Here is a 26,625-nt window from a genome sequence, read left to right as displayed (position 1 = left end):
GAAAATTAATTTTTGATATATACTTCTTTGTATGTGTCCTCTCCATCTTCATCAATAAAATAAAATGTATTACCAGAAAAAATAATGGTTGCTGTACTAGTGTAGTCATCTTCATTCTCTGTAAACTCGTAAATATTGTCGCCTAGGTTTACCCAAGTTCCAGTCGATTCATAGTCAACCATGCATGTATCATCATTTCCACTATAATAAGTAATTGAAGAATAAGTTCCGTCTGAGTTGAAAGTTAATTGGTCTTGTTTATCACAGCTGTCTAGTTCATATTCTTCATCATTTTCAAAACTTTGGTAATAATTCCATATTCCAATAATTGAATCTTGAGAATCGTCGTCACTACTACAAGAGCTAAAGGTTAATGTAATAACGCTTAAAAGTAAAATTAATTTTTTCATTTTTGATTTGGGTTTTTAAATTTAAGAAGCGAATATATAAAAAAGATCGATAATCTGTTTGTTTTTTCTGTTTAAATGTGTTTTTTAATAATTTTAATCAAAAAGCAAGTCTGTCTTGATAGGTGTTTTTTAGTGCGAATAATAAAGTAGAGCCAATGCTTTATAAGTGGTTGTATTTTAAAAATAATACTTTATTTTAGAATGTTGTTGTAACAAAACATTAATATGAGCTACTTATAAGGAGAAGTTTGGTCTTGCTTTTTGAATGTGTGAGATTCTAAATATCGAATGGGCTTTTTAAAGATCAATAGTTAATTTTTTGAAATAAAAGACCTCGAAACGGTTAGAAAAACACACTTATTATCGTTGTAGTGTTTAGAAGGAATGTAGTTTTTATTATACTTTCAAAATAAATTGTTCGATCGTAAAAAAGGTATTACATTTAATTATTAATTTTTTTTAAATCTAAAATTATGGAGTGGTTTTACAGCTTGGCGCTTTTTACACAAATCTATTGGGGCATTGCATTAATTGGCTCTTTTATTTTTGTGATCACCATTGTAACCACGTTTATTGGTGGTGATTCGGGAGATTTAGATACCGATGCCGAAATTGAAGCTGATACAGGTATTGGGTTTCAGTTTATAACCTTTAAAAATCTTGTTGGCTTTTTTACTCTTTTTGGTTGGAGTGGTATTGCGTGTATTGATGCAGGCTTCTCTAAGCCAATAACGATAATGGTTTCCATTCTTTGTGGTTTAGCCATGATGGCTGTTATGGCTGCTATGTTTTATTCTATGCAAAAACTAAACCATAGCGGGACTTTAAAAATGAAAAATGCTATTGGTAGTGTAGGCGAAGTGTACTTAACCATTGGTGCTAAACGCTCAACTATAGGTAAGGCTCATGTGAGAGTTCAAGGTGCTTTAAGAGAACTTGAAGCTTTAACAGACTCGGAAACAGAGCTTAAATCTGGCTCAGTAATATCGGTAAGAGAAGTTACCACAAACGGAATATTAATTGTAGAACAACTAAATAAATAACACATGCTATCACTTTTTGTACAGGAGAACCTTCAATTGGGTTTACCAATCGCTGTAATTGCGGCTATTTTATTCGTCTTTTTATTTTTTATAGTACTAGTTAGGCGCTATAAACGCTGTCCTTCAGATAGAATTTTAGTAGTTTATGGTAAAGTTGGCGGTGGACAATCGGCAAAATGTATCCATGGTGGTGCAGCCTTTATTGTACCTGTAATTCAGGATTACGAGTTTCTAGATTTAACACCTATTTCTATTGAGGTGAATTTAGTAAACGCCCTTTCTAAACAAAATATTCGTGTAAACGTGCCATCACGTTTTACAATTGGAGTTTCTACCGAGCCTGGAGTTATGCAAAATGCTGCGGAACGTCTTTTAGGTTTAGGTCAAAATGAAATTCAAGATTTAGCACAAGAAATTATATTCGGTCAGTTACGTTTAGTAGTGGCTTCTATGGATATTGAAGAAATTAATAATGACCGTGATAAGTTTTTAACTAACATTTCTCAATCTGTAGAAACAGAATTAAAGAAAGTGGGTTTAAAACTGATTAACGTAAATATCACCGATATCGTTGATGAGTCTGGTTATATTGAAGCCTTAGGTAAGGAAGCTGCAGCACACGCAATAAATGCAGCACGTAAATCGGTTGCCGAAAAAACTAGAGATGGTTCTATTGGTGAAGCGAATGCGGTACAAGATGAAAGAACACAGGTTGCTGCAGCAAATGCGCAAGCGGTTGAGGGTGAAAATAAGGCGAAAATTGCTGTTGCAAATTCCGATTCTTTACGTCGTCAACGTGAAGCAGAAGCAGAACGTGTAGCAAATGCGTCAGAGAAAGTGCAATCTGCAAAAGCGCTAGAGGAATCTTATGCTGCGGAACAATTAGCAGAAACAGCAAGAGCGGAACGTGAGCGTTCTTCTCAAATGGCAGATATCATTGTACCTGCTGAAATTGATAAAAAGAAAGTTGAAATTGACGCTGAGGCGGAAGCTGAAAGAATAAGAAGGCGTGCTAAAGGTGAGGCCGACGGAATTCTTTTTAAAGCACAAGCAGAAGCGCAAGGTTTATATGAAGTATTAACGAAACAAGCTGCTGGTTTAGATCAAATTGTAAAGGCTGCAGGAAATAACTCTAAAGATGCCGTACTACTTTTAGTTGCTGATAAGTTACCAGAACTAGTAAGAATGCAATCGGAAGCCATTAAAAATATTAAAATTGATAAGGTTACTGTTTGGGAAAATGGTGGCGGAAAAGATGGAAAATCGTCAACAGCTAATTTTCTTTCTGGTATGTACAAATCTGTACCTCCTTTACAAGAAATGTTCGATATGGCTGGTATGCAATTACCAGAGTATTTAAAAGGAAAAGATGTTGCTGAAGCTGCTGAGGTAGTTTCTGAAAAAAATAATACGCCGGAAAAGTAATTAAAGAGCCATGTTTATAAAACTAAAAAGCCCAATAATCTATTTTGATTTTTGGGCTTTTTTTTTTACGACTATTTTTAGTTTTAGCTGTTTTAAAAAGAAGGACTGTTCTGTGAAATCTATTATAAAATGATGTTTTAGATATCGTTGTTTAAAGTATTAAAATTGATTTTTTTAGTTGTATCTTACATGGTGTTAGTGTCTAGGCGTTTTTTAATCTGAATAAATTATTAATATGAGCGATACTTTTAAAACCATAGCGAGATTTCAGTATTCTACCGAAGCACAAATTATAAAAGGTCGTTTGGAAGCCGATGGCATTCGGGTGTTTTTATTCGATAACCTTACTATAGATACCGATCCTTTAGTTAGTAATGCTATTGGTGGTGTAAAACTGAAAGTATTATCGTATCAAGCTGAAGAAGCCGAACATATTTTAAAATCGATAAACAAATTCTCTTTAGATAACCAAGGTAATGCTATAAAATGTCCGAATTGTAAAAGTGATAAAATTGAACTTTACTCCACAATAAAGGATGTTAAAGCGCTTTTTGCCTTTATTTTTGCTTTCATAACTAATATTATTCTGTCTGCTTTACCAATTTATACAAAACATAAATACAGATGTGAAGCTTGTAAAACGGAATTTGATGTAGAGAAAGTGGTTCCTCTTTATGTTGTGCCAGATGCAGGACCCACAATGTCATAAGCGGTTTTTAAAGTTTTAATTGCAGTCTCTAATTCTTCTTCATTGAGCTGTCCAAAACCAAAACGGATAGCACAAGTATCTTTGTCTTGATAAAGTATTGTTTTTGGAAGAAATAAGTTGAGTTTTTCTGATGCTTCAGCTAATTTTACTAGAGAAATTTTATTGTTAAATCGCAACCATATTGCTAAGCCACCCGATGGTTTTTCCCATGTAATAATATTTTTAAAATAGGAGGCTAAGTGTTCGCATAAACAATCGCGCCTTTCTTTATAAGTTATAATGTTTTTTTTTAGCAGTCGGTATATTTCACCTTCATGAATTAACTCGGCAAGTATTTGCTCTTGTATCATGTCGCCTTGCTTGTCTAGTAATTGCAAATAGTTTTTTGCTTCAGAAATTAAACTTTCGGGAGCTACTACAAATCCCGTTTGAAAACTAGGGAATAGTGATTGTCCCAGTTTTCCTAAATAAACGACTACGCCATGGGCATCTGCGCTAGCCATGGGTAACATGGCAGAACCGTTGTATTGAAAATCATAATCATAATCGTCTTCAATAATAGCGAATTTGTAGGTTTTGGCTAGTTCCAATAATTTCAATCGGCGCTCGGCACTAAGCGTTACTGTAGTTGGATAATGCCTATGTGCACAGATGTATATAAAGCGAATGCTCCCTTTTATAAAATGAGTTCTTATGTAATCAACATCTAAACCATGTTCATCTACCGGAATTGTTTTTATATCTGCTCCGGCTTGCTGAAAAATCATGTTTGAGGCATAGTTACTTAAGTGGCCTACCAAAACAACATCCTTAGGTTTTATTAAAAGCTGAGAAACAATATATAAGCTCATTTCTGTACTTCGCGTACTTATAAGGTTGTTTGGTTTTATATGAAACCCTCGAGTTGCGTTTAAATAATTACAGAGTTGAGTTTCAAATTTTGAATAGGATACTGCTGTGGTTTGGTTCCATTTTGAAATTAAAGATTTCCGTTTCATGGCGGCACTATACCATCTAGAAAATTCGTGAACCGGATGCAGCGTTAAATCTGGGTTGCCATCGTTTATGCTGTATTCTGCCTTTGTAGTTTGTAATGTAGATGCTAAATTAAATGATGTTTGAAAAGGAAAACCTGTAGTTTTTGGGTATTGATATACTTGGTCTATTTGGTGAGCTGTAGCTTTTATAGGTGCTGTTGTTTGCTCCGGAACCAAAATAAATGTGCCTTTGTTGGGTATTATTTCTACCCAACCTTGCGAGGCTAACTCATCATAAACAGCAACAGCGGTGTTTCTGTGGATTTTTAATTTCTGACTTAAAATACGAGTTCCTGGTAATGCTGTTCCTATGGATAAATAACCACGCTGAATAGCATTTATAATTTGCTGAGCTATTTGAATGTATACGGGTTGAGACGTGTTTTTTTCAAATTGTATTAATTGCTGTAAGAGATTACTAACCGGACTATTCATTGTTTTAAAACTGGACTACTTAACTCGTCCGGAAAGTTACGACTTTTGCAGCGTTATAAACAAAACTTTTATGAAAACTACATTCGCTTTAACTGCTTTTATTATGTGCACATTTATGTCGCATGCACAACAAGAGCAACAAAAACAAGACTTAGATACTATAGTTGTAGCGTCGACAAGAATAAATCTTCCTTTTAAGGAAAACTCAAGAACTATAAATATTATTTCTGCAGAAGCTATTAAAAATAGTGCTGCCAATAATATAGCAGATTTATTGCAACAAGTAGCTGGTATAGATGTAAGACGTCGTGGTACTGCTGGAAGTCAGGCCGATTTATACATTAGAGGCGGAAGTTTTGATCAAACGCTTTTACTTATAGATGGTGTTAAAATGAATGATGTACAAACAGGTCATCACACCATGAATGCGGCTTTACCAATAGAGGTTATTGAGCGTATTGAAATTATTAAAGGTCCTGCTGCTCGTATATTTGGGCAAAATGCTTTTAACGGTGCTATTAATATTGTTACTAAAAAAGTATTAAATAATACTGTTTCTGTTAAAGCGGAAACAGGTTCGTTTGGCCAGTTAAACGCTGGTGTTACCATTGCTACAGATTTAGAGAATTCATCGCATATTGTGCATGTCGACAAAATGTCTTCGGCTGGTTATCGATATAATACTGATTACGATAATAGTAACTTTTTTGTAAAAAGTGTATTCAACAAAGACAAAAAAGCTATTGAAATGATCGCTACTTTTCAAGAGAGAAAGTTTGGTGCCAATGGTTTTTATGCAAGAGAAAGCGGAACTGATCAATATGAAGAAACTCAAAACAGCTTAATTGCGTTTTCTACACAGTTTAAAACTGAAAATTTAACAATTAAACCACGTATTTACTGGAAACGAAACCAGGATGAATATGTGTATTTACGTAATGATCCAACGGTTTATAGAAATTTACATATTTCTAATAAAATAGGAGCTGAGGTTAACGGGTCTTATAGATCAAAAGCTGGTATTACAGGTTTTGGAATCGATATGTCTGAAGATTTTATTACAAGTAATAATTTAGGAGATCGTGATCGATTTATGACGACCTTGTTTTTAGAACACAAGTTTAAAGCGTTGGATAATAAATTAGATATTACGCCTGGTGTTGCTGTTACTTATTTTTCAGATTTCGATTTTTATGCCTTCCCTGGTTTAGATGTTGGCTACAAAATAAGTGATGCTGTAAAAGCTTATGGTAACATTGGTTATACTTATAGAATACCAACGTATACCGATTTGTTTTACAATGATCCAAGTACAGCTGGAAATCCAGATTTGGAGGTTGAAGAAGCTTTTGCGCAAGAAATTGGAATTAAATATTTTTCACCAAGATTTTCTGGTTCTGTAGCGGTTTACAATAGAGATGCACAAAACTTAATCGATTTTATTCGTCCAAACACAACAGAAACTGTTTATACAGCAACAAATATTACTGAGGTTAATACTAAAGGTTTTGAGGTTGATGCCGCTTATAATTTTAAACTAAATACGTTTAATCAAACATTGGCTGTTGGTTATAATTTTTTAGAAGATGATATTTTAAATCAGAATAAAGAATTATCGCGTTATTCTTTAAATACACTAAAACATCATTTTACTACTCGTTTAAGTACGCAGTTATTTAAAAATGTAAGTCATAATATTATTTACAAACATGCACAACGTACCACGGGTGATAGCTATAATGTTTGGGATGCATCTTTAGTTGTTAATGTAAAGCAATTAGAGTTTACCGTTACAGCGAGTAATATATTTAATGCCGATTATATTGAAGCTGGTTTTGTACCTATGCCGCCTAGTAATATATTATTTGGTATGCGATATAGTTTAAATTAATTAAACGTTTTCTGTGATAGAGTAAAAAAATGGAATCTATGAGCGATACAAAACACAATTGGACCAAAGAAGAAATTCTAGAGATTTACAATAAGCCATTAATGGAATTGCTTTACGAGGCGGCCACGGTGCATCGCGTAAATCATGATCCTAATGTAGTGCAAGTATCAACTTTACTTTCTATTAAAACTGGTGGTTGTAGTGAAGATTGTGGGTATTGTCCTCAAGCTGCACGCTACCATACTAATATTGAAGGCAACGATTTAATGACGGTGCCACAAGTTAAAGCGCAAGCTTTACGAGCAAAGGCAAGCGGAAGTTCTCGGGTTTGTATGGGAGCGGCATGGCGCAATGTAAAAGATGGTGACGAGTTTGATGCCGTTTTAGAAATGGTGCGTACCATTAATAAACTCGACATGGAGGTTTGTTGTACTTTAGGTATGATTACCGAAAACCAAGCGCAACGTTTGGCAGAAGCAGGTTTGTATGCGTATAACTATAATTTAGATTCTTCGGAAGAATATTATAAAGAGGTTATTTCTACACGTGGTTACCAAGATCGATTGGATACTATTGATAATGTGCGTAAAACCAACGTTACCGTTTGTAGTGGTGGTATTATTGGTATGGGCGAAAATATTGAAGATCGAGCAGGTATGCTTGTTGCGCTTTCTACATTAAATCCGCAACCAGAATCTACACCAATTAATGCACTTGTTGCTGTAGAGGGCACACCACTTGAAGATGAGAAACCGGTTTCTATTTGGGAGATGATTAGGATGGTGGCAACCACAAGAATTGTTATGCCAGAAACCCAAGTGCGCTTAAGTGCAGGTAGAACGCAAATGAGTAGAGAAGGACAAGCCATGTGCTTTTTTGCTGGTGCAAACTCTATTTTTGCTGGCGATAAATTATTAACCACGCCAAATCCTGATGTTAATGAAGACATGAAAATGTTTGAACTATTAGGATTGAATCCGCAAAAACCTTTTACAAAAAAGGTACAACCACAAACTGTCGAAGCAACCGATTCTGAATTTGAATCTTTAGGTGAAAAACCAAAATGGACACGCCCAGAACATAAAATTGAACGTAACGAATTGGCTAAAGAAAAAGGAAAATTGATTAAGTAGCGCTCTTTTTTAGAGTATAAATTTTGTAAATAAAGTCTGTTGATAGCAAGTAAAAGGTGTTGTTAGCGGGCTTTTTTCGCGTTAGGGATTGCAGCGGTAGCTTTTGGCGAGGCGAGCATCGAGCCAAAACTTTTAGCGGAAAGCCCGACCCTTTTCGGGTAACGCTGTAATATTAAGATAAATAATATTCAGTTTTTAAAATGACATTATTGTTTCTGTCTTATGGTTTGAAAGCTGTATTTTTGAATACTATAATTACAATATCTATTTTATGAAAACCTTTACTCTCTTCTTATTTTTACTTGTATCATCTTTTAGCTTCTCGCAAACTGGTCAAATTGTAAAAACCGAGGACGGACGCCGTGTGTTTCTTAAAAATGATTATACTTGGGAGTATCTTGATGCTGTAGATTCAAAATCGCAAACCGCTTTAATCGAATCGCTTAAAGCGGCAGGTGAAAACGGATGTAGTCTAGAAGCAGGTTACTTAGAGCCTAGGTTGGATGGTAAAATTCAATCGCAATTAAAACGCGGTCGTTCCTCTATGAGATATGTAAAAAAGAAAGTCGCTAAAGATCAAAACTGCTCGGTAGACGATGTTTTTTTATTGTCTTTTTCTGAGCAAAAAAAGAAAGCGGTTTATCATTTTTGTGCAAATGGAGCTGAGGTAACTTATAAACGCTTAGGGAATTCTATTATAAAGGCGTCTAAACTTTTTTAATTTTAGGTAATTGAAGTTTTCTTGTTTTTTCGGCAAAATATCGGCATAAAAAAACCGTAAAAAAACTAAAATTAAGTTGTTTACGGTCTTAAAAAGTACTCAAGGCGGGAGTACCTTATTTTTTAAACGTGCTTAACCTCTTTTAAACCCTTTAAATACTATAAAATATATCTTAATTGATTTATCTGAAATAAATTTTTATCAAATTTTATTTAAGTAGGTAGCCCTTTTAATTGCCCTCTTTTATATATTTGTATCAAATTGTATATTTATGAAAGTTTCATTTCATTTAAGAAAGGATAAGGCTAATAAAGAAGGGTTAATGCCTATTAGGATGCTAATTACAGCTAAAGACTGTAAAATATTCAAAGTGATTAAAGGCATTAACTGTAAAGAATCCCTTTGGGATAAAAGAAGTGAGCATATTAATCCTCCTAGGAAAAATGATTCTTATAATTATCACATTGAATACAATAAGATAATTGACGAAAGAGAAGATGAAATAAAGAAATTATTTAGATACATTTTACTAAATAACATCAATCCTACAAAAGATTATATTTTAGAGAAGCTTGAAAATGGATTAGATAAAGTAAATCTTACTCATGAGTTTTTTCCAACTTTTGAAGAATTTAAAGATTCAAGTAAGTCTACAAAGACACCGAGAACTATTAAGTCTTATGTTACAACTATAAATTTTCTTAAAGATTTTGAATCCTATTCTGGAACAAGATTATTATTTGACTCTATTGATTCTACATTTTTTGAAAAACTACAAGATTATACTTTCACAGAAAGAAAAAATAAAAATAGCTACTTCGCATTTATCATAAAAGTTTTAAAAACTTTTATGAATTGGTCTTTAGATAAAGAATATCACAATAATTTAAAATATAAAAAATTTAAAGCTAAAGAAGATGAAACCGAAATTATCTATTTAACAATGGATGAATTAATGACGCTTTATAACCACGATTTTGAATCTGACAGATTAAACCAAGTAAGAGATATGTATGTTTTCAATTCCGTAACAGGTTTGAGAATATCCGATTACAAGGCTCTAAAACCATCAAATGTAAAAAAGGATTACTTGTTAATTACTGTTCAAAAAACAAAAGCAATCAACACTAAAATACCTTTAAATAAGTTTTCTAGAGAAATTTTAGAAAGATATAAAGATACAATTCACGAGCCTTTACCTGTTATTTCTGACCAGAAATTTAATAAGTATATTAAAGAATGTTGTAAAATAGTTGAGATTGATACTTTGGTTACAAAAACCAGATATGTAGGTCAAAAAAGAATAGAAAAAACGGTGCCAAAATATAAATTAATTACTTCTCATACAGCTCGTAAAACTTTTGTAACAAATTCTTTAATCCTTGGAATGAAAGAAATGGTTGTTAGAAATATTACAGGACATAAAAAAGAGGAAAGCTTTAGACGTTATGTGAAAATTGCAGAGGATTTTAAGAGACAGGAAATGGATAATACTTGGAATAAAATATAAATTACAATGTTAGACCAAGAACTAAAAGATGAGTTTTATTCAAAATATAATACGTTTTTAGAAGAAATTCCGAGTAAGAATGTTTTATCCGATTTTTATATTTCAAGTGAGAAATTTTATAAAGAATCTTATTATTATCCGAATAGAGAGGAATTTAATGAAATCTTGTCAACTTTAATTAATTACAGTTTCAAAAAAAAGACTTTTAAAAAAGATGCTTTTTTTACTTTTCTTGAGAACGAGCATTTTGGATTAGTAAGCATAAATAGCCTAGAGAAAAATTTGATTCATTTAATACAAATGGAGGTTGATGTGTTTATGGGTTCAAATTACGATTGCTCTTTTAAGAAGGTGGATTTTTACGAGAAAAACAATCCTTTCAAATCAAAAAAAGAGTTTCATTTTTTCATTATTTCAAAAATACTTGAAAATATAGAGTTTAATCCTTTCGATGGAAGTTTTTCTGCTAAAAATGAATTTTACCTTTTGGAAGAGTATTTTGATTTAGTATTACTTAAATTAAAAGAAAAATTTGATTCCCTTAATATTGAAGTTCTACATCACGAAGTAATTAGGCTCGAAGTATTAAAAGAAAAATATCATTTTCATTTTTTAAATTCTTCTATTAAAAAAATTGAAAAGCTAATAGAAAGGTTAAGTTCACGTTCTGTTAAGATTAAAGAGAAAAAGGATCAATTCAAACTAAATATTAGTCCTCAAAAATTAAGTAAGTTGTATGTTCTTTTTTTTGAAAACAACAATACACAAATCAATGAAGAAAAAATAAAAAGAATTAATCAATTTATTTCTAATTGTTTTGAGTCTGATAGTAAATATTCTGCAATTACAAATACATATAAAACGAAATCAAAGTCTATAGATTTCTTAAATAAGAAAAAGTTTAAACCATTTATTGCTGTATTGATTCTTTTTATAAAACTAGAATATGTCGAAGAAAAAAACGCTTCCAGTATTAATGATATTTTAGTTTCAGATTTAAAAGAAATAAATACAGGGTATATTGGTTTAAGTGGTAATTTAAGAAACGTTATATCTCAAGACCTTTATCCGTTGTCAATAAAAGAACTTATAGAGTTGGCGAACTTCAAATCTTTTACAGAAATAACATCAGTTTTAAAAGATTGATATGTAGTTATTTACTGGTTTTAAAAGTTAACAAAGTAATTTGTTAACTTTTTTTTTATTCAACCTAAAGCCAACTTGCACCCATCGAAAGTTAATTTAAACACAAACAAATTAAGATGGCAAACGTATTATTCTACACACACAGTAAAGACGATTTAGTAAGAGCAGTTCGTCTAGTAATAAATGAAATAAGACAAACAGAATTAGTAGACTCTTCAATTCCTATTGATGATGAAAAACTTTCTCAAAAAGCAGCTTCGTTACTTTTAGGTATTAGTGTTACTACAATTATTGATTGGAGAAAATCGGGTAAAATACCAAGAGATGCTTATATGCGTATAGGAAGACCTATTTTCTATTCTAAAAAGAAACTTCTTGAGTATGCTAGAAATAATAGAGGTGTTAACAAGACTTCTAAGTAGTTCAATTTGGAAAGCTCAAAAAAAATAAAGCAACCTAATCACGTTTCAACTGCAAGGTTTAATTATAGCTTAACTGTATTAGAAAAAAATATAATCTATACGATTATTGAAGAGCTACAAAAAATTATGAGTAGGGATTTGAACCAAAAATATATTAATCAACGAATTACAGTTGAATTAAAAACCTTGGAACAAAACAGAAACTATAATCGAATTAAAAATGCTATAAAAAAATTAGGTTCTAAACATGTAGAGTTTGATGTTGTTATTCCTAAGACGGGTAAAATGACAGGTTTTTCTACATCGTTGATTAGCGGGCTACGGCATGAATATAACTCAGGGCTAATAATATTAAATATTCCAGAAGATGCCTGTAGGTTTTTCTGTTATATAGGTGGTGGTTTTACATCATTTCAAAAAACTATTGCGATAAGTTTAAATTCGATTTATTCAAAATATCTGTATGAATTATGTTGTCGTTGGGAAGATAGAGGGGGTTACTCGTGTTCTATTGAAGAATTGAAAATCTATTTGTCGATAACCGATAAATATAACCAAATAGTACATTTACGAGCTAAAGTGTTAGAACAAGCTAAGGAGGAATTAAAGAAAAAGGCAGACTTGTTTTTTACATATAGTTTGACGAAAGTAGGAAGAAAATATTCTAATATATCTTTTAAAATTCATAGAAATACGCAGGGAAATGAAGAGTATTATGGAGTTAGAGAGGAACATTTTATTTATGTTTATAATTTTCTTATTCGTTTTTTTCCTAATTACGACGATAACAAGGCTGCAAACTATGCTGACATCATTGCTAATGGAGGTTATGTAGAAAAAGCATATTACCGCTTCGTAAAACTAGAAGATCAGTTAGAAGCGAGATATAAAACAAAAAAAGATATAAAAAACATATTACTAAAGTCAATATTACCAGAATATGGAATTTCTACAGTTAATAAAACTAAATCACACTCAACTTGAGTTAAGTGTGATTACAAGTGGCTACTTCGTCAATTAGTGTGATTAAGCTCGTCAATTAGTGTGAATTCAAAATAAAACGGTCGTCAATTAGTGTGATTTAGGTGTTATTATCCCTTTATTCATAAGGTGTACAAAGCATGTACAATAAGGTAACCTACAATAAATAATACAAGTAGTGAAAAATTTGATAATGAAAGAAAAAAAACAAACTTTAAAAACAATAAAAAAACCAGAAAATTGAATGCAATTTGCAATCTGTCTTCTAATTTTTAAATATATAAATCTGGAGACATCAATTATAAAAAATTGGGTATTCGAAAAATAATAAAGCAAGATCACAAAAAAACCACTTGCTTCATTATTTCTCGAATAATTTTATACTCTTATGTATTTATAATTTCACCCCCTTATATCTAAATACTATTATAACATTATATCGAAATACCTTTATATCAATGTATTTTTATAACATTATATTTTAAAGTATTGTTCTAATTTGCTTTAAAAAAATATTCTTGTAAGTGATCGGCTATTTCTAGACAATAATATTATTAGATGTTTTCTGTAAATATTTATTTTAAAATTTAAAGCGGGAGCTGTGCTTTTCTAATCTTGCTTTATTATTTCTCGTTAATTCCAAGTGACAATAGATAATGGGGAAAGACTTCAGAATATGAAGTGCAAGATGTGTCATTATCCGTACAAATTTTTCAAATTTCGGATAATAACAAACCTTGCTTACTTCGTAAGAGTGCTTTTTTCGGAACTCAAAAATCTAAAAAAATGAAAGATTTATATAAAAAAACAAGAATAGAAATTAGAGTATTTGAAGTGATTAAAAATAACAACTATAAATTTCAACATTATAAAAGTTTGCTTAAATTTGAAACAAATAAATAATATAAGAAACAAATACAAGTATAAAATATACATATAAAGCGTTTAGCTTTTGATTTGGTTTTAGAAACTCGCCAGTTAATAAACCCTCCAATATCAAAGTTAAGACGCCCACGTCCTGCGTGGGCTGTTCTTATTTGGAGGGAAGGTTTCTGGCGAGACCACTAAGACCGATAAGATTCAGTTCCACGTTTTTTTGTGCTCAAAACTTATGAAACAATTAGGAATATTATCAAATAGCAATGCTACTAAAGAAGAGAAAAAGATGTTAGCAGATTACTGGGAAGTAATAAAAGGAAATGGTTCTGAAACTTTTCTCTTTTCAGATAGCGAGTTTTTTAATAAATATAATACTGAAAATCATTTCTCAAATTTAAGGGTTATGGAGGCTTTTACTATTTATCAAGTAAAGCAATGTAGTGTTTGTTTAAAGCCTTTTAAAGTAGTTATAAACGATAGAGCTCACTTAAAGTCTTATATGCAATCTACAAATAAATGTTGCCGTGTTTGCGGACATTTTGACTCTTTCTCAAAAAAATCAAATACTAAAACCCTAGAGATATAAATAACTTAATAAAATAATTATGAAAATGAGATTAATACTATTTAGTACTTTCTGTTATAACATTTGCATCTTGCAGCAGTGAAATATTGTCCCAAATAGTTACTAAATTTGGGACACAAATAAAAGTGACTGAATCAATTAAAAATAGAATTTATTGTTCTTTTACAAAACAATCCTCTTCAAAACTCCCAACTCAATACTTGATTCACTTTAAAATACAATAGTATAAATGCGAGATTATTAGTAAAATTCACTAAATTTATCGAAAAATCACTAAATATTGTACCTGTCAGATTTTATAAAAGAACGTCTTTCGCTTGAAGAGTACTCGTTCTCAAAGGATGAGCTTCATTTAATTAGTAAAAAAGAGAAATCGAAACTAACAACAGATTTATCTTATTTAGTTAAAAAAGGAGATATTATTTCTTTAAGAAAAGGTTTTTATTTAATTATACCTCCAAGATATTCGAAATTAGGAAAGTTACCACTTGAATTATATGTAGATAAATTATTTAAATTTATAGATAGACCCTATTATGTTGGTCTATATTCTGCTGCAAAATTTCACGGAGCCAGCCACCAACAAATACAGAGAGAATATATAGTTACTATTAAGCCAACCTTATTAGATATTACAAAAGAAGGTAACGATATTCATTTTTTTACAACTTCAAAATGGCCATCAAAAAATATTGTAGAAAAAAAATCGGATGCAGGGATTTTTAAAATTTCAAGTCCAGCACTTACAGCGGTAGATTTAATTCATCATCATAATAAGTTAGGCGGAATTAATAGAATGTTAGCCATTTTGGAAGAATTATCCGAAGAAATCACTAAAAAGGACATCGAAGAATTACTTACTTGGTATCCACATAAAAGTACTTTACAACGATTTGGTTTTTTATTAGAAGAACTCCAAGTAGAAGAACTCCTTTTAGAACCAATAATACAATACTTAAAAAAATCGAAATACTTTCCGGTATTATTAAGCCCAAAATCTAAACAGAAAGCTGGTGCTGTAGATAATGATTGGAAAGTAGATATAAACATTAAACTAGAAAGCGATTTATGATTCCGAAGCCTTACATAGCAAAATGGCAAGAACAAGCACCTTGGAAACAGTTTTATCAAGTAGAGCAAGACCTTGTAATTAGCAGAGCTTTAGTAGAAATTTTTTCTGATGATTTTTTACGAGAAAATTTAGCTTTTAGAGGTGGTACAGCTTTGCATAAGTTGTATTTAAATCCTGCTCCAAGATATTCGGAAGATATCGATTTGGTTCAAATTAAACCAGGACCTATAAAGCCAATAATGGAACGGATTAAAGAGGTTGTTACCTTTTTTGAAGAGCCAAGAAGAACGCAAGTAAAAGGACACGGAGCAAAAGCAACATACCGTTTTACATCAGAATATGAAAATATTAGATTACGCTTGAAATTAGAAATTAACTGTAAAGAGCATTTTAATGTTTTGGATTGGGTAGATTTTCCTTTTGAAGTAGAAAGCGAATGGTTTTCTGGAAGTGCTAAAATAAAAACCTATAGCATTAACGAATTATTAGGTACAAAATTACGTGCCTTATACCAACGTAGCAAAGGAAGAGATTTATTCGATTTAGATTATTCTCGATTGAATATGGAATTAGATATAGAGCAAATTATAAAATGTTTTAAGGAATACACAACATTTTCAACAGGGAATAGACCACCAAGCCAAAAAGAATTTTCATTAAATATTGAAGAAAAAGAACAAGACCCAGATTTTACAGGAGATATGGAAGCTTTATTAAGAACAGGTGTGAAATATAATCAAGAAGAAGCTTTTAACTGGCTTAAAAGCGAATTGATAAATAAAATATAACATAATGAGTTTAATTGAAAAAGGAATAGAAAAAGGATTTATCAGGTTTGATGAGGATAGAAAAAACATTTACTACATACACCAAGACGACAAGCGTAGAAATTACAATAATCCTGAAGAAAAAGTACAAGCAGAAGCTTACTTAAAACTCGTTTTAAATTACGGTTATTCTACTGAAAGAATAGTACAATTCAAATCTGTAACAATGGGATCTTCTGTAAAAGAAGTAGATATTGTAGTTTACAATGATGATGAATGTACACAACCACACATTGTAGTTGAATGCAAAAAAGAAGATGTTTCTGAATTAGAATTCGAACAAGCTATTAAACAAGGAGCTAGTTACGCCTATGCACTTTCTGGAACCGTAAAATATCTTTGGGTAACTTCTAAAATTAAAAACGAATCGTTTTTAATTGACAAGGAAAGTGACGAAAGACAAACTATTCCAGATATACCAAGATATGGAATTACAGAAATACAGAAATACAAATATGCTAAAGGTGGTAGAATTGGTAGTGAAGAGGCAACTGACGATATTAAGAAAAAGTTTTTTGAACTAGAAGAAATTAGCGAAGAGGACTTAACTAAAGCATTTAAATCGGCTCACAATTCACTTTGGGCTGGTGGAGAATTAAATCCGTCAGAAGCTTTTGATGAATTAGATAAACTAATTTTTTGTAAAATCTGGGATGAACGAAAACCTAGAAAAAATGGAGAACCTTACGATTTTCAAGTTTTTAGCGAACCTATTCCTAAACACGCAAGCAAAGAACAAAAACAAAAAATTGAAGAGAAAATAACCAATGATTTATATAAACGTGTAGTTGATTTATACGCAATTGGTAAAAAAGAAGACCCAGAAGTTTTTAAAGATAATATCAGATTATCAGCACCAAAAGTAAAAACCGTAGTTTCTTATTTAGAATCTATAAATCTAGGAGACACAGATTTAGACAGTAAAGGTCGTGCATTTGAGGTTTTTATGGGTAGTTATTTCAGAGGAGATTTTGGACAATATTTTACACCAAGACCTATTGTGAAATTTATAGTAAATTCCTTATCAATAGATAATAAATCAAAGGTTTTAGACACTTCTTGTGGTAGTGGTGGTTTTTTACTTTACGCATTAGACAAAGTAAGAAGACAAGCAGATAAAATGGCAGAAGAAGGTTATTTTGATAAAAATACACCTGCTGGTTACTCTCAATGGCATAAGCATTGGCACGATTTTGCTTCTAATAACCTTTTTGGAATTGAAATAAATGAACAGATTGCTAGAACAGCCAAAATGAATATGATTATTCACGATGACGGTCATACAAACGTAATTTCCTCAGATGGTTTGGTACGTGCAGATGTTATACAAGAAAGCACAGACAATAAAGGTTTTGAATACGGTACTTTCGATTACATAATTACCAATCCACCATTTGGTAGTTCTGTAAAACAAACCGAAAAAGCATATTTACATCAATACAGTTTAGGTAATAAAGATGTTAGTTGGTTAGATACTAAAAACTCAGCAGTTAAAGGTCGTGCAAATCAAAGTACAGAAGTTCTATTTATTGAACAATGTCATAATTTTTTAGCAGAAAACGGGTTTTTAGCAGTTGTAATTCCTGATGGAATTTTAACCAACAGTAGCTTACAATATGTTCGAGATAATATTGAAGAATGGTATAAAATAATTGCAGTTGTTTCTATGCCTCAAACCGCTTTTGCACATACTGGTGCTGGTGTAAAGAGTTCTGTTTTGTTTTTAAAAAAATGGCCAAAGGCTATTACTGAAAAATACCAAACACTAAAAGCAGAACTACAAACTAAAATTAAAACCGACAACAAGTATTTAGCGGAAGTTACACGAATAGAAAGAGAAAAAAAATCAACTTTAAAAAACCATACTGGTTTTGAAAATACAACTGGAATAGAAGATAAAAAATTATTAGAAAAAACAGAATTATTTTTGTCTTGGAAAAAAGAAACTGGAGATGGATTCAACCAACAAATTAATGATTTAAAAGAAGATTTAGCAGACAAGTACATTGCTTTAAAACAAGAATCATTAGATGATTATCCAATATTTATGGCAATTGCAGAAGATATCGGATATGATGCAACTGGTAGAGAAACTGGTAACAATGAATTAGAGTTAATTGAAACTGAATTAACACGTTTTATCAATAATTTAAATTAACAACTATGGCAGAGTTTAAATTAAGTGATAAGGTAAATCCAAACAAAGTTTTTCTTTTAAATACTTCTGAAATAGAAAAAAGGCTTGACCCTTTTTATTACATACCAGAACTTAAAGAACTAGAAGAAAAGGTAAGAGAAAAAGATGTAAAACCATTGCGCCATTTTGTGAAATCTGTTTCAAGTGGTGCAACACCAAAAACCGCAGAGAAAGAGAAATATTATTCCGACAAGGAAAATGGAATTCCGTTTTTAAGAGTTCAAAACCTATCACCAACAGGAATTTTAGATTATGAAGATTGTAAATATATAAATAAAGAAACTCACGAAGGATACTTAAAGCGAAGTCAAGTAAAAGGCGGAGATTTATTAGTTAAAATAACCGGTGTTGGTCGTATGGCTGTTGCTTCTGTAGCACCTGATGATTTTATAGGTAATACAAACCAACATATGGTAGTTATAAAAACTGGTAGTAAAGAGGTAAGTACAATTTTAGCTTCTTATCTTAATTCTGACATAGGAGAAAAACTAGCTAGCCGAAGAGCAACTGGCGGTACTCGTCCTGCACTTGATTATCCTGCTTTGTTATCAATTCCAATATTATTTGACGAAAGAATTTTAACAATTACAAAAAAGGCTGTAGACGAAAAAAACAAAAAACAAAAAGAAGCTAAAGACTTAATAACCAGTATTGATAATTATTTATTAGATGAATTAGGTATTGAACTACCAGAGAAAGACAATTCACTTGAAAATAGAATTTTCACCACTTCATTAAGTGAAATTAGTGGAAGTCGTTTAGATTCCAGTTTTCATTCTTCATATAATCGTCAATTATTAGAATCCCTTAACAAGTCAAAATATAATCTTGATTCTATAAAAAACAATATTAAGTTTATTCCTGGTTACGCATTTAGTTCTAAAGATTATTTAGATGAATCAGATTGCTATCTCATTACAATCAAGAATATTTCTAAAAATACCGTACGACTAAAAAACGTGACTTATTTGCCAAACAATTATTTTGATTTATATAAGCAATATCGAATTAACGAAGATGATTTGCTAATTGCAATGACAGGTGCAACTATTGGAAAAGTAGGTCTTTATAATAGCTCTAAAAAAGCTCTAATTAATCAAAGAAATGGAATAATAAGACCTCATAAAACACTTGACACACAATATCTTTTGAGTTTATTGAACACTTTATTATATCAAGAATTAATTCTTAAAAATTCTGTAGGTGGTGCACAACCAAATATAAGTGAAACGGATATAGCAAAAATAAAAATTCCACTTCCACCAAAAGAAAAGCAAATAGAAATAGCGAAACATATAACTGAATTAAGAAATCAAGCAAAACAATTAGAATTAGATGCTGACCAAATAATGACAGAAGCAAAAACAGAAGTTGAAAAAATAATTTTAGGATAATGAGTATTGTTAAAATACAAATAAACCATACCAAAAATCTAAACAAAGAGGTTTTGGCTTCTCATTTATATAATTTAATTGGAGAAGAATACAATTTAAGCGAAGATGATGTAGAAGATTACTTTGAGGTTGAAAATGTGTACAAACTGCCTAACGATAGTTTTATTAGCATTTTTATAATTGACTTTCCAGCCTTAGAACACAACAGAGATTTTCAACCAAAAGATACTGTAAAGTCCTATTTAGATACAATAAACAGTTTAGAAGAAGTAATTGGTTTAGTAAAATTGCAAGATGATTTTTTACAAGAAATTGCAATTCAATATTTCAATAAACTCTTCACCATAGAAATGGAATTGAGAAATGTATTAACATACATTTTAACATATGATGAAAAGGCTATTGAGAAAGGAATTTTCAAAGAATTTGGCGTACAGTTGGCGGAATCTTATAACAATAATAATGTTTCCGACAATTATGAAAACGGTTTGTATTACATACTTTTCAATCATTACGCAAGTTTTGGAGAACCTAAAAGATTAAAAGCAGAACAAATTTCAGAAATATTACAAGATGTAAGTTTATCCGATTTTCAAGAGTTCAAGAATCGACTTCAACAAAGATATATTTCGGAAGAAAGACATACAGAGTTTTTGTTTTCAATTAAGCAGAAATTAAAACCTTTAGAAGATATGCGTAACTCTGTTATGCACATTAGGAATCTTTCAGATACAAAAATAGCGAATTTTGATAAAGCAGTTAATGATGATGATTTAGAGAAAGGAGTTCAAAGTCTAATTTCAGATTTTTGGACGGCTGAAAATAAAGAATTAAAAGAGCATACTTGGTTATCATTAGCAGAAAGAGAAATTGAAAAATACCAATTAAGACAAGAAGAAGAAATTTGGTTTGTAGATATTAATTATGGTACATTCATTTTGAAAAATGACACAGACGAATTTGAAGATATGGACGAAGTAAAAAATTACATTTATGAACAGCTAAAAGATTCAGTTGAAATAAATGATTTTGAACCAGATTGTAAAGAACAGATAGATATTTGGATTGATGAAAAAATTGTTTCTAAAGAATAATAAACAACAAACTACTATTTGATAGATTAAGTAGCCCTGTAGGTAGCCCTAAAATATTAAAAACCCTTTAAAAATGTTGTTTTTAAAGGGTTTTAAGTACTCAAGGCGGGAATCGAACCCGCACTCCGAAGAATCGGATTTTGAATCCGACGTGTCTACCAATTCCACCACTTGAGCATTTGGAGCAGCAAAAATATAGATTTTTTCGATATATAACTCAAAAAATACGCATCAATATACATTTTAGGTAAAAATAAATCCATAAATTTGCAGCTTGTTTAAAACAAGAGATGTTTTTATCCCTATAAAACAACACATTAACCATGCCCATAGTAGTAACAGAAGCTAAAATTTTTGCGTGTACTCAAAGTAAAGTCCTTGGCGAGAAAATCGCTAAAGCATACGGAGCTAAACTAGGTAAAGTAATTACCTCAACTTATAGCGATGGAGAATTCCAGCCGTCTTACGAGGAGTCTATACGTGGAGCACGTATTTTCATCATAGGTTCAACAAACCCTGGTCCAGAAAATTTAATGGAAATGTTGTTAATGATTGATGCTGCAAAACGAGCATCAGCAAGACACATTACAGCCGTTTTACCATACTTTGGTTGGGCAAGACAAGACAGAAAAGACAAGCCAAGAGTGCCAATTGCGGCAAAATTGGTAGCGAAAATGTTAGAAGCAGCAGGTGCAACACGTATAATCACTATGGATTTACATGCTGATCAAATACAAGGGTTTTTCGAAAAGCCAGTAGATCACCTTTTTGCATCTACTATCTTTTTACCATACTTACGCAGTTTAAATTTACCAAATTTAACCATTGCATCGCCTGATATGGGAGGATCTAAAAGAGCTTATGCCTATTCTAAAGCGTTAAAAAGTGATGTAGTAATTTGTTATAAACAACGCGCAAAAGCCAATGTAATTTCACACATGGAACTTATTGGTGACGTAACAGGTAAAAACGTTGTGTTGGTAGATGATATGGTTGATACAGCCGGAACACTAGCAAAAGCAGCCGATTTAATGATGGAGCGTGGCGCATTAAGCGTTAGAGCTATTTGTACACACCCAATTTTATCTGGTGATGCATACAAGAAATTAGAAAACTCAAAATTAGAAGAACTTATTGTAACCGATTCTATTCCGGTAAAACCATTAAGCGATAAAATTCGTGTATTAAGTTGCGCAGATTTATTTGCTCAGGTTATGGATAAGGTACACAACAATACGTCTATTAGTTCAAGTTTTGTAATGTGATTTTTCCTGAAAAGGAAAACACAAATTAGAGTATTAATTAAATATATATATTAAAAATGAAATCAATTACAATCAACGGATCTCAAAGAGAAAGCGTGGGCAAAAAAGCAGCTAAAGCCTTACGTAATGCTGGTCAGGTTCCTTGCGTATTATACGGAGGAGACAAACCAGTACATTTTGCAGCAGCAGAATTAGCCTTCTCAAAACTAGTATACACGCCTAATGCGCATACAGTTGTGATTAATTTAGAAGGTGGTGAAACTTTTAGTGCAGTACTACAAGACATTCAATTTCACCCAGTAACAGACAGAATTTTACACGTAGATTTCTACCAGTTATTCGAAGACAAAGAAATCGCTTTAGATATTCCTGTAAACTTAGTAGGAAACTCGAAAGGTGTTAAAAATGGTGGTATCTTACGTAGAAACAACCGTAAATTACGTGTTAAAGCACTTCCAGCAAACCTTCCTGATTTTATTGAAGTAGATATTACTCCATTAAAAATTGGTGATAAAGTTGCTGTTAGCGAATTAGCAAACGAAAAATATACTTTCTTACATACTGATAACACAGTTGTATGTCAAATTAAAACTTCTAGAACAGCAGTTGTTGAAGATGACGAAGAAGAAGAAGGTGCAGAAGCTCCAGCAGCAGAAGCGGCTCAAGAATAGAACATATTCACTTCAAAATACAAAAAGCATTCTGTTAATTCAGGATGCTTTTTTATTTTTACACAAAATAATAATTTGGGCGTTACCCGAAAAGGGTCGGGCTTTACGCTGCAAGTCCTCGCTCCACCAATTACCATTGGTAAAGCTGTGGGCTTTTCACTGCAATCCCTAACGCAAAGGCAAACTTATCAACAATAGTTAGGCACGATAAGTTAGGTGTGTATTGGTTGTGTTTGTTTAAAAGAAAACAATAAAATGCGGCAATTTTTATTAAAAATATTTAGAAAAGAAAATAACAAAGAAGCGCAAAATCCTATGAAAAAATATTTAATAGTTGGTTTAGGAAACATTGGGGCAGAGTATGCAAATACCCGCCATAATATTGGTTTTAAAGTATTAGATTACTTAGCAGCTCAAGAAGATTTAACCTTTACCACGCAGAAATTAGGAGACCTTGCAACTTATAAGTTAAAAGGACGCACCTTTATTTTACTAAAGCCAAGTACCTACATGAATTTAAGTGGTAAAGCGGTACAATATTGGCTTACCAAAGAAAAAATTCCTTTAGAAAATCTATTAGTAATTACCGACGACCTTAATTTACCCTTTGGTAGCATTCGTGTAAAAGCAAAAGGTAGCGATGGTGGCCACAACGGGTTAAAAGATATCCAAAGCACGCTAAACACGACAAAATATAATAGATTCCGTTTTGGTATTAGCGATGCCTTTAGTAAAGGCAAGCAAATCGATTATGTTCTTGGCGAGTGGAGCGAAGAGGAAAACAAAACTATGAAAGAGCGTTTAACAAAATCGGTAGAGCTTATTAAATCTTTCGGTTTAGCAGGAATGAGCAATACCATGAATAATTTTAACGGTAAGTAAATTAGTTATTTATTTTACAATAATTTTTCTGGTGGCTTGTTTAAAGCCATCGGTAACATTTAAAATATACATACCCGATTGTACATGGTTTAAATTAATGTTCTCATTAACGCCTCCATTGCCATCAAAGGCTTGTTCGTAAATTCTACGTCCGCGAATATCATAGACTTCAACATTAACCTCTTGTGATACTGCAGCTAACTTAAGCGTGAATTCACCATTATTTGGATTAGGGAATACTTTAAGTTCATCTAGCGTGAAAGAAGTAACGCTTAGCGGTACTAAAGTGGTTTCGCAAATTTCAATAAACCAAGAGTTTAAAACTCCGGTATCACCATCGGCTAAATCGGCATAAGCAAGTGTCCAAATTCCAGAAGAGTCTTCACCATTAAAATCAGAAAGGCTTCCTAAAGGTTGATAGCTTTCATTACTTACTGTATTATTACAGTCCATAGCAGTTGTGTTATCATCAAACTGAATAATTAAACTTCCTGTAGTACAAAACAGTGGTTTTATTAAATCAATAAATTGATTGGTAGGGCTTATTAAACCTAGTTGTAGATCTCCTTTATAAGTGTGTGTAATGTCGACACCCACATTAATATCTGTTATAGTTGTAGATGGACTTATATTAATAGTACTATATTCAAAAGCTGTTGCATTATCAGGAATGCTCGCGTTTGGCGATGCGCTATACTGCGTACAAGTTTTAGTTATTGTGTAGCCAATAGCAAAATCTTCGGTGTTTATCGCAAAAAAGATGTTGCCGTCTGCCTCAATCATTATTCTACAGTTTTGTGCTGTTACGTTTGGTACCGTTATATCTTCCGATCCATCGTTATCCACGATAGATGCTAATGTAGTTGGGTATGTTAATCCTCCATCGGTAGATAAAAGAATGTTTACTTTTGCGGTGTTTACGCCATTACTATCTGTTCCTGCTACATCCCAAGTAATGGTTTGCGTAGTATTTTGTGTCCAGCTTATACCAGAGGTGTTTTGTGATGTAACAACAAAAGGTCCAGCAGCAGCAACGGTTGTTACAGTCATGTCTGCGGTTGCTATTCGGCCATATTCTTCGTTATCTCTTACTATTAATTTAAAATTTATATCGCGGTCTACGGAAGCTAATTTTTCCCAAGTTGTAGAACCGTTAAAATAAGATAAATCTTTTAAGTTAGGAATGTATCGCGTAGAGTTTGTTGTACCTTGATATGAGCGAACTAAAGGGCCTGTAGTATTAGTTGAGTATGGTAAGCCTGAGTTTCCTAAGTCATATTGTTCCCAAGTGTAGGTGTGTGAAGCTATGCCATCGGCATCTGTTGATGATCCAGAAAGTTTATATGGTGTAGATTGTGGTATCGTGTAACTTGTTCCATCTACAATAGCTTCTGGCTGGGTATTTCCGCTTGCAGTTTCCGTTGCGCAGGAACCATTAGTACTGTTTATATGATCCCAGATAAGTTGTAAGCTATTAATATGAAAATAATCGTCACTGTTTGCTTGAATGTTGTCTGGAGCACAAAGTCCAGCATAAGCCATTATGGTTGTTCCGCTCCCGGTTTCGTACGCGCTAGTAGCACTACGGTTGCCATCGGCACATAGATTTTGGATACTGTTAAATGTGTGGGGTGCTCCAAATTGATGTCCTAGCTCATGTGCTACATAATCAATATCGTACGCATCGCCTAGAGGCGATGATGACCCCGTAATACCTTTTGCTTTTCTGCTAGATACACAAACAGAACCTAACTGAGCTAAACCACCACCACCAGTGCTAAATGTATGACCAACATCATAATTTCCGTTACCTATAATAGCGTCTATTTCCGTTTGGCTTTCATCTATTAAATTTTCTGCATCATCATTAGAAAATGAATCTGAATCTATGAAAATAAGGTCCATATTATCTGCTACAAACTCCATGGTAACAGATAGTTCTCTTTCGTAAATACCGTTAACTCTTGTCATGGTTACAATCATGGCATCCATTACGGCATTTTTTTTATCAGCCTCAGTGTCGCTAGAAGTTAAACCTGCTGCCGTCCAATGAAATTCAGAATATTCAATAGTGCTCGCAATTGCTATACGGTAAGTTCTAATAAATCCATCATTTAAAGCCACTGCGGTTGCTTTGGTTCCTGCAGATTTTCCGGCAATCTCTTTGCTAATAACTTCACAAGAAAAGTGATCTTCTAATTGTGGTAAATCACTTTTGCTATATACTAAATAGTTGTTTTCACCATAACTTATGGGGTCTATATATTGGGTGCTTTGACCGGCAGACATAAGCATCGTGTGTAAACCTTGTGGAGTTATACTAAAACGAATCGTGTTTTCTGGATTTTCAATACTTTTTCCAATATAACTTCTAGAGTCTGGCATTTTTGCCTGAAGATCTGGGTGTAAAACAGAAGCTTCTTGTATTTTAAACTCCTCAAAATTCCCGTTGGAAACAGGGAAACTTAAAATAACATCAGATGTGGTTTGAGTTTCACGTTGTGGCGCATTTTTTAAATAAGATTTTAGTCCCTCAATATTTAAACTGTATTCTAACGCTTTTTTGGGAGTAGATTTTCGTGCTAGTTTTTTTGAGTTAGCCGATTTACTTTGAGCTGTTTTTCCCCATAAATCTCGCCCATTTTGGCTATTTCCAAAATTAGAAAAGAAAAAAAATACTAATAAAAATAATATCGATTTAGGGTATAAATGTTTCATTCTTATAAATTTAAAAAAGCATAGACAATAAAAATAGGTCGTTAAGTTAGGAATAACAAAAAAATCTTTGAATGAAACTTAAATATTTCTGTTTATTACGATAAACCTTACCTTTTAACCTGTTTTTTAAATGAACAACTTTGGTTTCTAATTTAAAATAGTCGCTTTCTTTAATGG

Annotated in this window: 22 protein-coding genes and 1 tRNA gene; 19 read left to right on the top strand and 4 right to left on the bottom strand. The window is 32.1% G+C overall.

Going from position 1 to position 26,625, the window contains the following annotated elements; translation table 11 throughout:
- Positions 1 to 5: 5 nt before the first annotated feature.
- Positions 6 to 410 (bottom strand): lipocalin family protein, encoded by a 405-nt coding sequence (locus DFQ06_RS10200; RefSeq protein WP_074936717.1) that lies wholly within the window; start codon positions 408 to 410, stop codon positions 6 to 8.
- Between the two features lie 473 nt (positions 411 to 883).
- On the opposite strand from DFQ06_RS10200, the gene DFQ06_RS10195 reads away from it, so the two are divergent.
- From DFQ06_RS10195 to DFQ06_RS10185, 3 genes are all read left to right on the top strand, one after another.
- A complete protein-coding gene (locus DFQ06_RS10195) occupies positions 884 to 1,453 on the top strand; it encodes a hypothetical protein (protein WP_162857642.1) in 570 nt (189 codons plus the stop codon).
- A 3-nt stretch (positions 1,454 to 1,456) separates the two neighbouring features.
- The gene (locus tag DFQ06_RS10190; protein ID WP_133967545.1) at positions 1,457 to 2,878 is read left to right on the top strand and encodes a flotillin family protein; all 1,422 of its coding nucleotides are present in this window, start codon (positions 1,457 to 1,459) and stop codon (positions 2,876 to 2,878) included.
- A 235-nt stretch (positions 2,879 to 3,113) separates the two neighbouring features.
- Complete coding sequence (locus tag DFQ06_RS10185) at positions 3,114 to 3,587, top strand: putative signal transducing protein (RefSeq protein ID WP_042496105.1); 474 nt, start codon at positions 3,114 to 3,116, stop codon at positions 3,585 to 3,587.
- Here DFQ06_RS10185 and DFQ06_RS10180 read toward each other — a convergent pair.
- A complete protein-coding gene (locus tag DFQ06_RS10180) occupies positions 3,551 to 5,059 on the bottom strand; it encodes an aminotransferase-like domain-containing protein (RefSeq protein WP_133967543.1) in 1,509 nt (502 codons plus the stop codon). The genes DFQ06_RS10185 and DFQ06_RS10180 overlap by 37 nt on opposite strands.
- Before the next feature lie 70 nt (positions 5,060 to 5,129).
- On the opposite strand from DFQ06_RS10180, the gene DFQ06_RS10175 reads away from it, so the two are divergent.
- The 13 genes from DFQ06_RS10175 (at position 5,130) to DFQ06_RS10115 (ending at position 20,912) form a co-directional block, all read left to right on the top strand.
- A complete protein-coding gene (locus DFQ06_RS10175; RefSeq protein ID WP_133967541.1) occupies positions 5,130 to 6,950 on the top strand; it encodes a TonB-dependent receptor plug domain-containing protein in 1,821 nt (606 codons plus the stop codon).
- Positions 6,951 to 6,988: 38 nt separating this feature from the next.
- The gene (bioB, locus tag DFQ06_RS10170; RefSeq protein WP_133967539.1) at positions 6,989 to 8,083 is read left to right on the top strand and encodes a biotin synthase BioB; all 1,095 of its coding nucleotides are present in this window, start codon (positions 6,989 to 6,991) and stop codon (positions 8,081 to 8,083) included.
- A gap of 271 nt (positions 8,084 to 8,354) precedes the next feature.
- Positions 8,355 to 8,804 carry a DUF3157 family protein gene (locus DFQ06_RS10165; protein ID WP_133967537.1) on the top strand — a complete coding sequence of 150 codons (450 nt, stop codon included), beginning with the start codon at positions 8,355 to 8,357 and terminating at the stop codon, positions 8,802 to 8,804.
- 271 nt (positions 8,805 to 9,075) lie between these two features.
- Entirely contained in the window at positions 9,076 to 10,314 is a 1,239-nt protein-coding gene (locus DFQ06_RS10160; RefSeq protein WP_133967535.1) for a site-specific integrase, read from the top strand.
- 6 nt (positions 10,315 to 10,320) lie between these two features.
- On the top strand, positions 10,321 to 11,460 hold the full coding sequence (locus DFQ06_RS10155) for a hypothetical protein (protein ID WP_133967533.1): 1,140 nt from the start codon (positions 10,321 to 10,323) through the stop codon (positions 11,458 to 11,460).
- Between the two features lie 116 nt (positions 11,461 to 11,576).
- Positions 11,577 to 11,882, top strand: a complete 306-nt coding sequence (locus tag DFQ06_RS10150; protein ID WP_162857641.1) for a helix-turn-helix domain-containing protein — start codon at positions 11,577 to 11,579, stop codon at positions 11,880 to 11,882.
- A 6-nt stretch (positions 11,883 to 11,888) separates the two neighbouring features.
- Positions 11,889 to 12,866 (top strand): replication initiation protein, encoded by a 978-nt coding sequence (locus tag DFQ06_RS10145; RefSeq protein WP_133967529.1) that lies wholly within the window; start codon positions 11,889 to 11,891, stop codon positions 12,864 to 12,866.
- A 1,108-nt stretch (positions 12,867 to 13,974) separates the two neighbouring features.
- Positions 13,975 to 14,328, top strand: a complete 354-nt coding sequence (locus DFQ06_RS10140; RefSeq protein WP_133967527.1) for a hypothetical protein — start codon at positions 13,975 to 13,977, stop codon at positions 14,326 to 14,328.
- Between the two features lie 280 nt (positions 14,329 to 14,608).
- On the top strand, positions 14,609 to 15,400 hold the full coding sequence (locus tag DFQ06_RS10135) for a type IV toxin-antitoxin system AbiEi family antitoxin domain-containing protein (RefSeq protein ID WP_133967525.1): 792 nt from the start codon (positions 14,609 to 14,611) through the stop codon (positions 15,398 to 15,400).
- A complete protein-coding gene (locus DFQ06_RS10130; RefSeq protein ID WP_133967523.1) occupies positions 15,397 to 16,188 on the top strand; it encodes a nucleotidyl transferase AbiEii/AbiGii toxin family protein in 792 nt (263 codons plus the stop codon). Before DFQ06_RS10135 ends, DFQ06_RS10130 begins: the two co-directional genes overlap by 4 nt.
- Positions 16,189 to 16,192: 4 nt before the next feature.
- Positions 16,193 to 18,385 (top strand): type I restriction-modification system subunit M, encoded by a 2,193-nt coding sequence (locus DFQ06_RS10125; RefSeq protein ID WP_133967521.1) that lies wholly within the window; start codon positions 16,193 to 16,195, stop codon positions 18,383 to 18,385.
- A 5-nt stretch (positions 18,386 to 18,390) separates the two neighbouring features.
- Positions 18,391 to 19,818 carry a restriction endonuclease subunit S gene (locus tag DFQ06_RS10120; RefSeq protein WP_133967519.1) on the top strand — a complete coding sequence of 476 codons (1,428 nt, stop codon included), beginning with the start codon at positions 18,391 to 18,393 and terminating at the stop codon, positions 19,816 to 19,818.
- Positions 19,818 to 20,912 carry a hypothetical protein gene (locus DFQ06_RS10115; RefSeq protein WP_133967517.1) on the top strand — a complete coding sequence of 365 codons (1,095 nt, stop codon included), beginning with the start codon at positions 19,818 to 19,820 and terminating at the stop codon, positions 20,910 to 20,912. Before DFQ06_RS10120 ends, DFQ06_RS10115 begins: the two co-directional genes overlap by 1 nt.
- 97 nt (positions 20,913 to 21,009) lie before the next feature.
- Here DFQ06_RS10115 and DFQ06_RS10110 read toward each other — a convergent pair.
- Positions 21,010 to 21,089: transfer RNA gene (locus DFQ06_RS10110), tRNA-Leu, on the bottom strand.
- Between the two features lie 146 nt (positions 21,090 to 21,235).
- On the opposite strand from DFQ06_RS10110, the gene DFQ06_RS10105 reads away from it, so the two are divergent.
- The 3 genes from DFQ06_RS10105 to pth all read left to right on the top strand — a co-directional run bounded on the left by DFQ06_RS10105 (position 21,236) and on the right by pth (position 23,730).
- A complete protein-coding gene (locus tag DFQ06_RS10105; RefSeq protein ID WP_042496101.1) occupies positions 21,236 to 22,177 on the top strand; it encodes a ribose-phosphate pyrophosphokinase in 942 nt (313 codons plus the stop codon).
- 56 nt (positions 22,178 to 22,233) lie between these two features.
- A complete protein-coding gene (locus DFQ06_RS10100) occupies positions 22,234 to 22,848 on the top strand; it encodes a 50S ribosomal protein L25/general stress protein Ctc (RefSeq protein WP_042496099.1) in 615 nt (204 codons plus the stop codon).
- A 315-nt stretch (positions 22,849 to 23,163) separates the two neighbouring features.
- Positions 23,164 to 23,730, top strand: coding sequence for an aminoacyl-tRNA hydrolase (gene pth / locus DFQ06_RS10095; RefSeq protein ID WP_133968012.1), 567 nt, complete (start codon positions 23,164 to 23,166; stop codon positions 23,728 to 23,730).
- A gap of 9 nt (positions 23,731 to 23,739) precedes the next feature.
- On the opposite strand, the gene DFQ06_RS10090 is transcribed toward pth, so the two are convergent.
- On the bottom strand, positions 23,740 to 26,448 hold the full coding sequence (locus DFQ06_RS10090) for a zinc-dependent metalloprotease (RefSeq protein WP_133967515.1): 2,709 nt from the start codon (positions 26,446 to 26,448) through the stop codon (positions 23,740 to 23,742).
- Positions 26,449 to 26,625: the final 177 nt, after the last annotated feature.

This window comes from Algibacter lectus (assembly GCF_004368925.1).
GTDB classification, from domain to species: Bacteria; Bacteroidota; Bacteroidia; order Flavobacteriales; family Flavobacteriaceae; genus Algibacter; species Algibacter lectus.
Note: the sequence above shows the minus strand (reverse complement) of the source record. Positions and strands in the feature narration are given on the sequence as shown.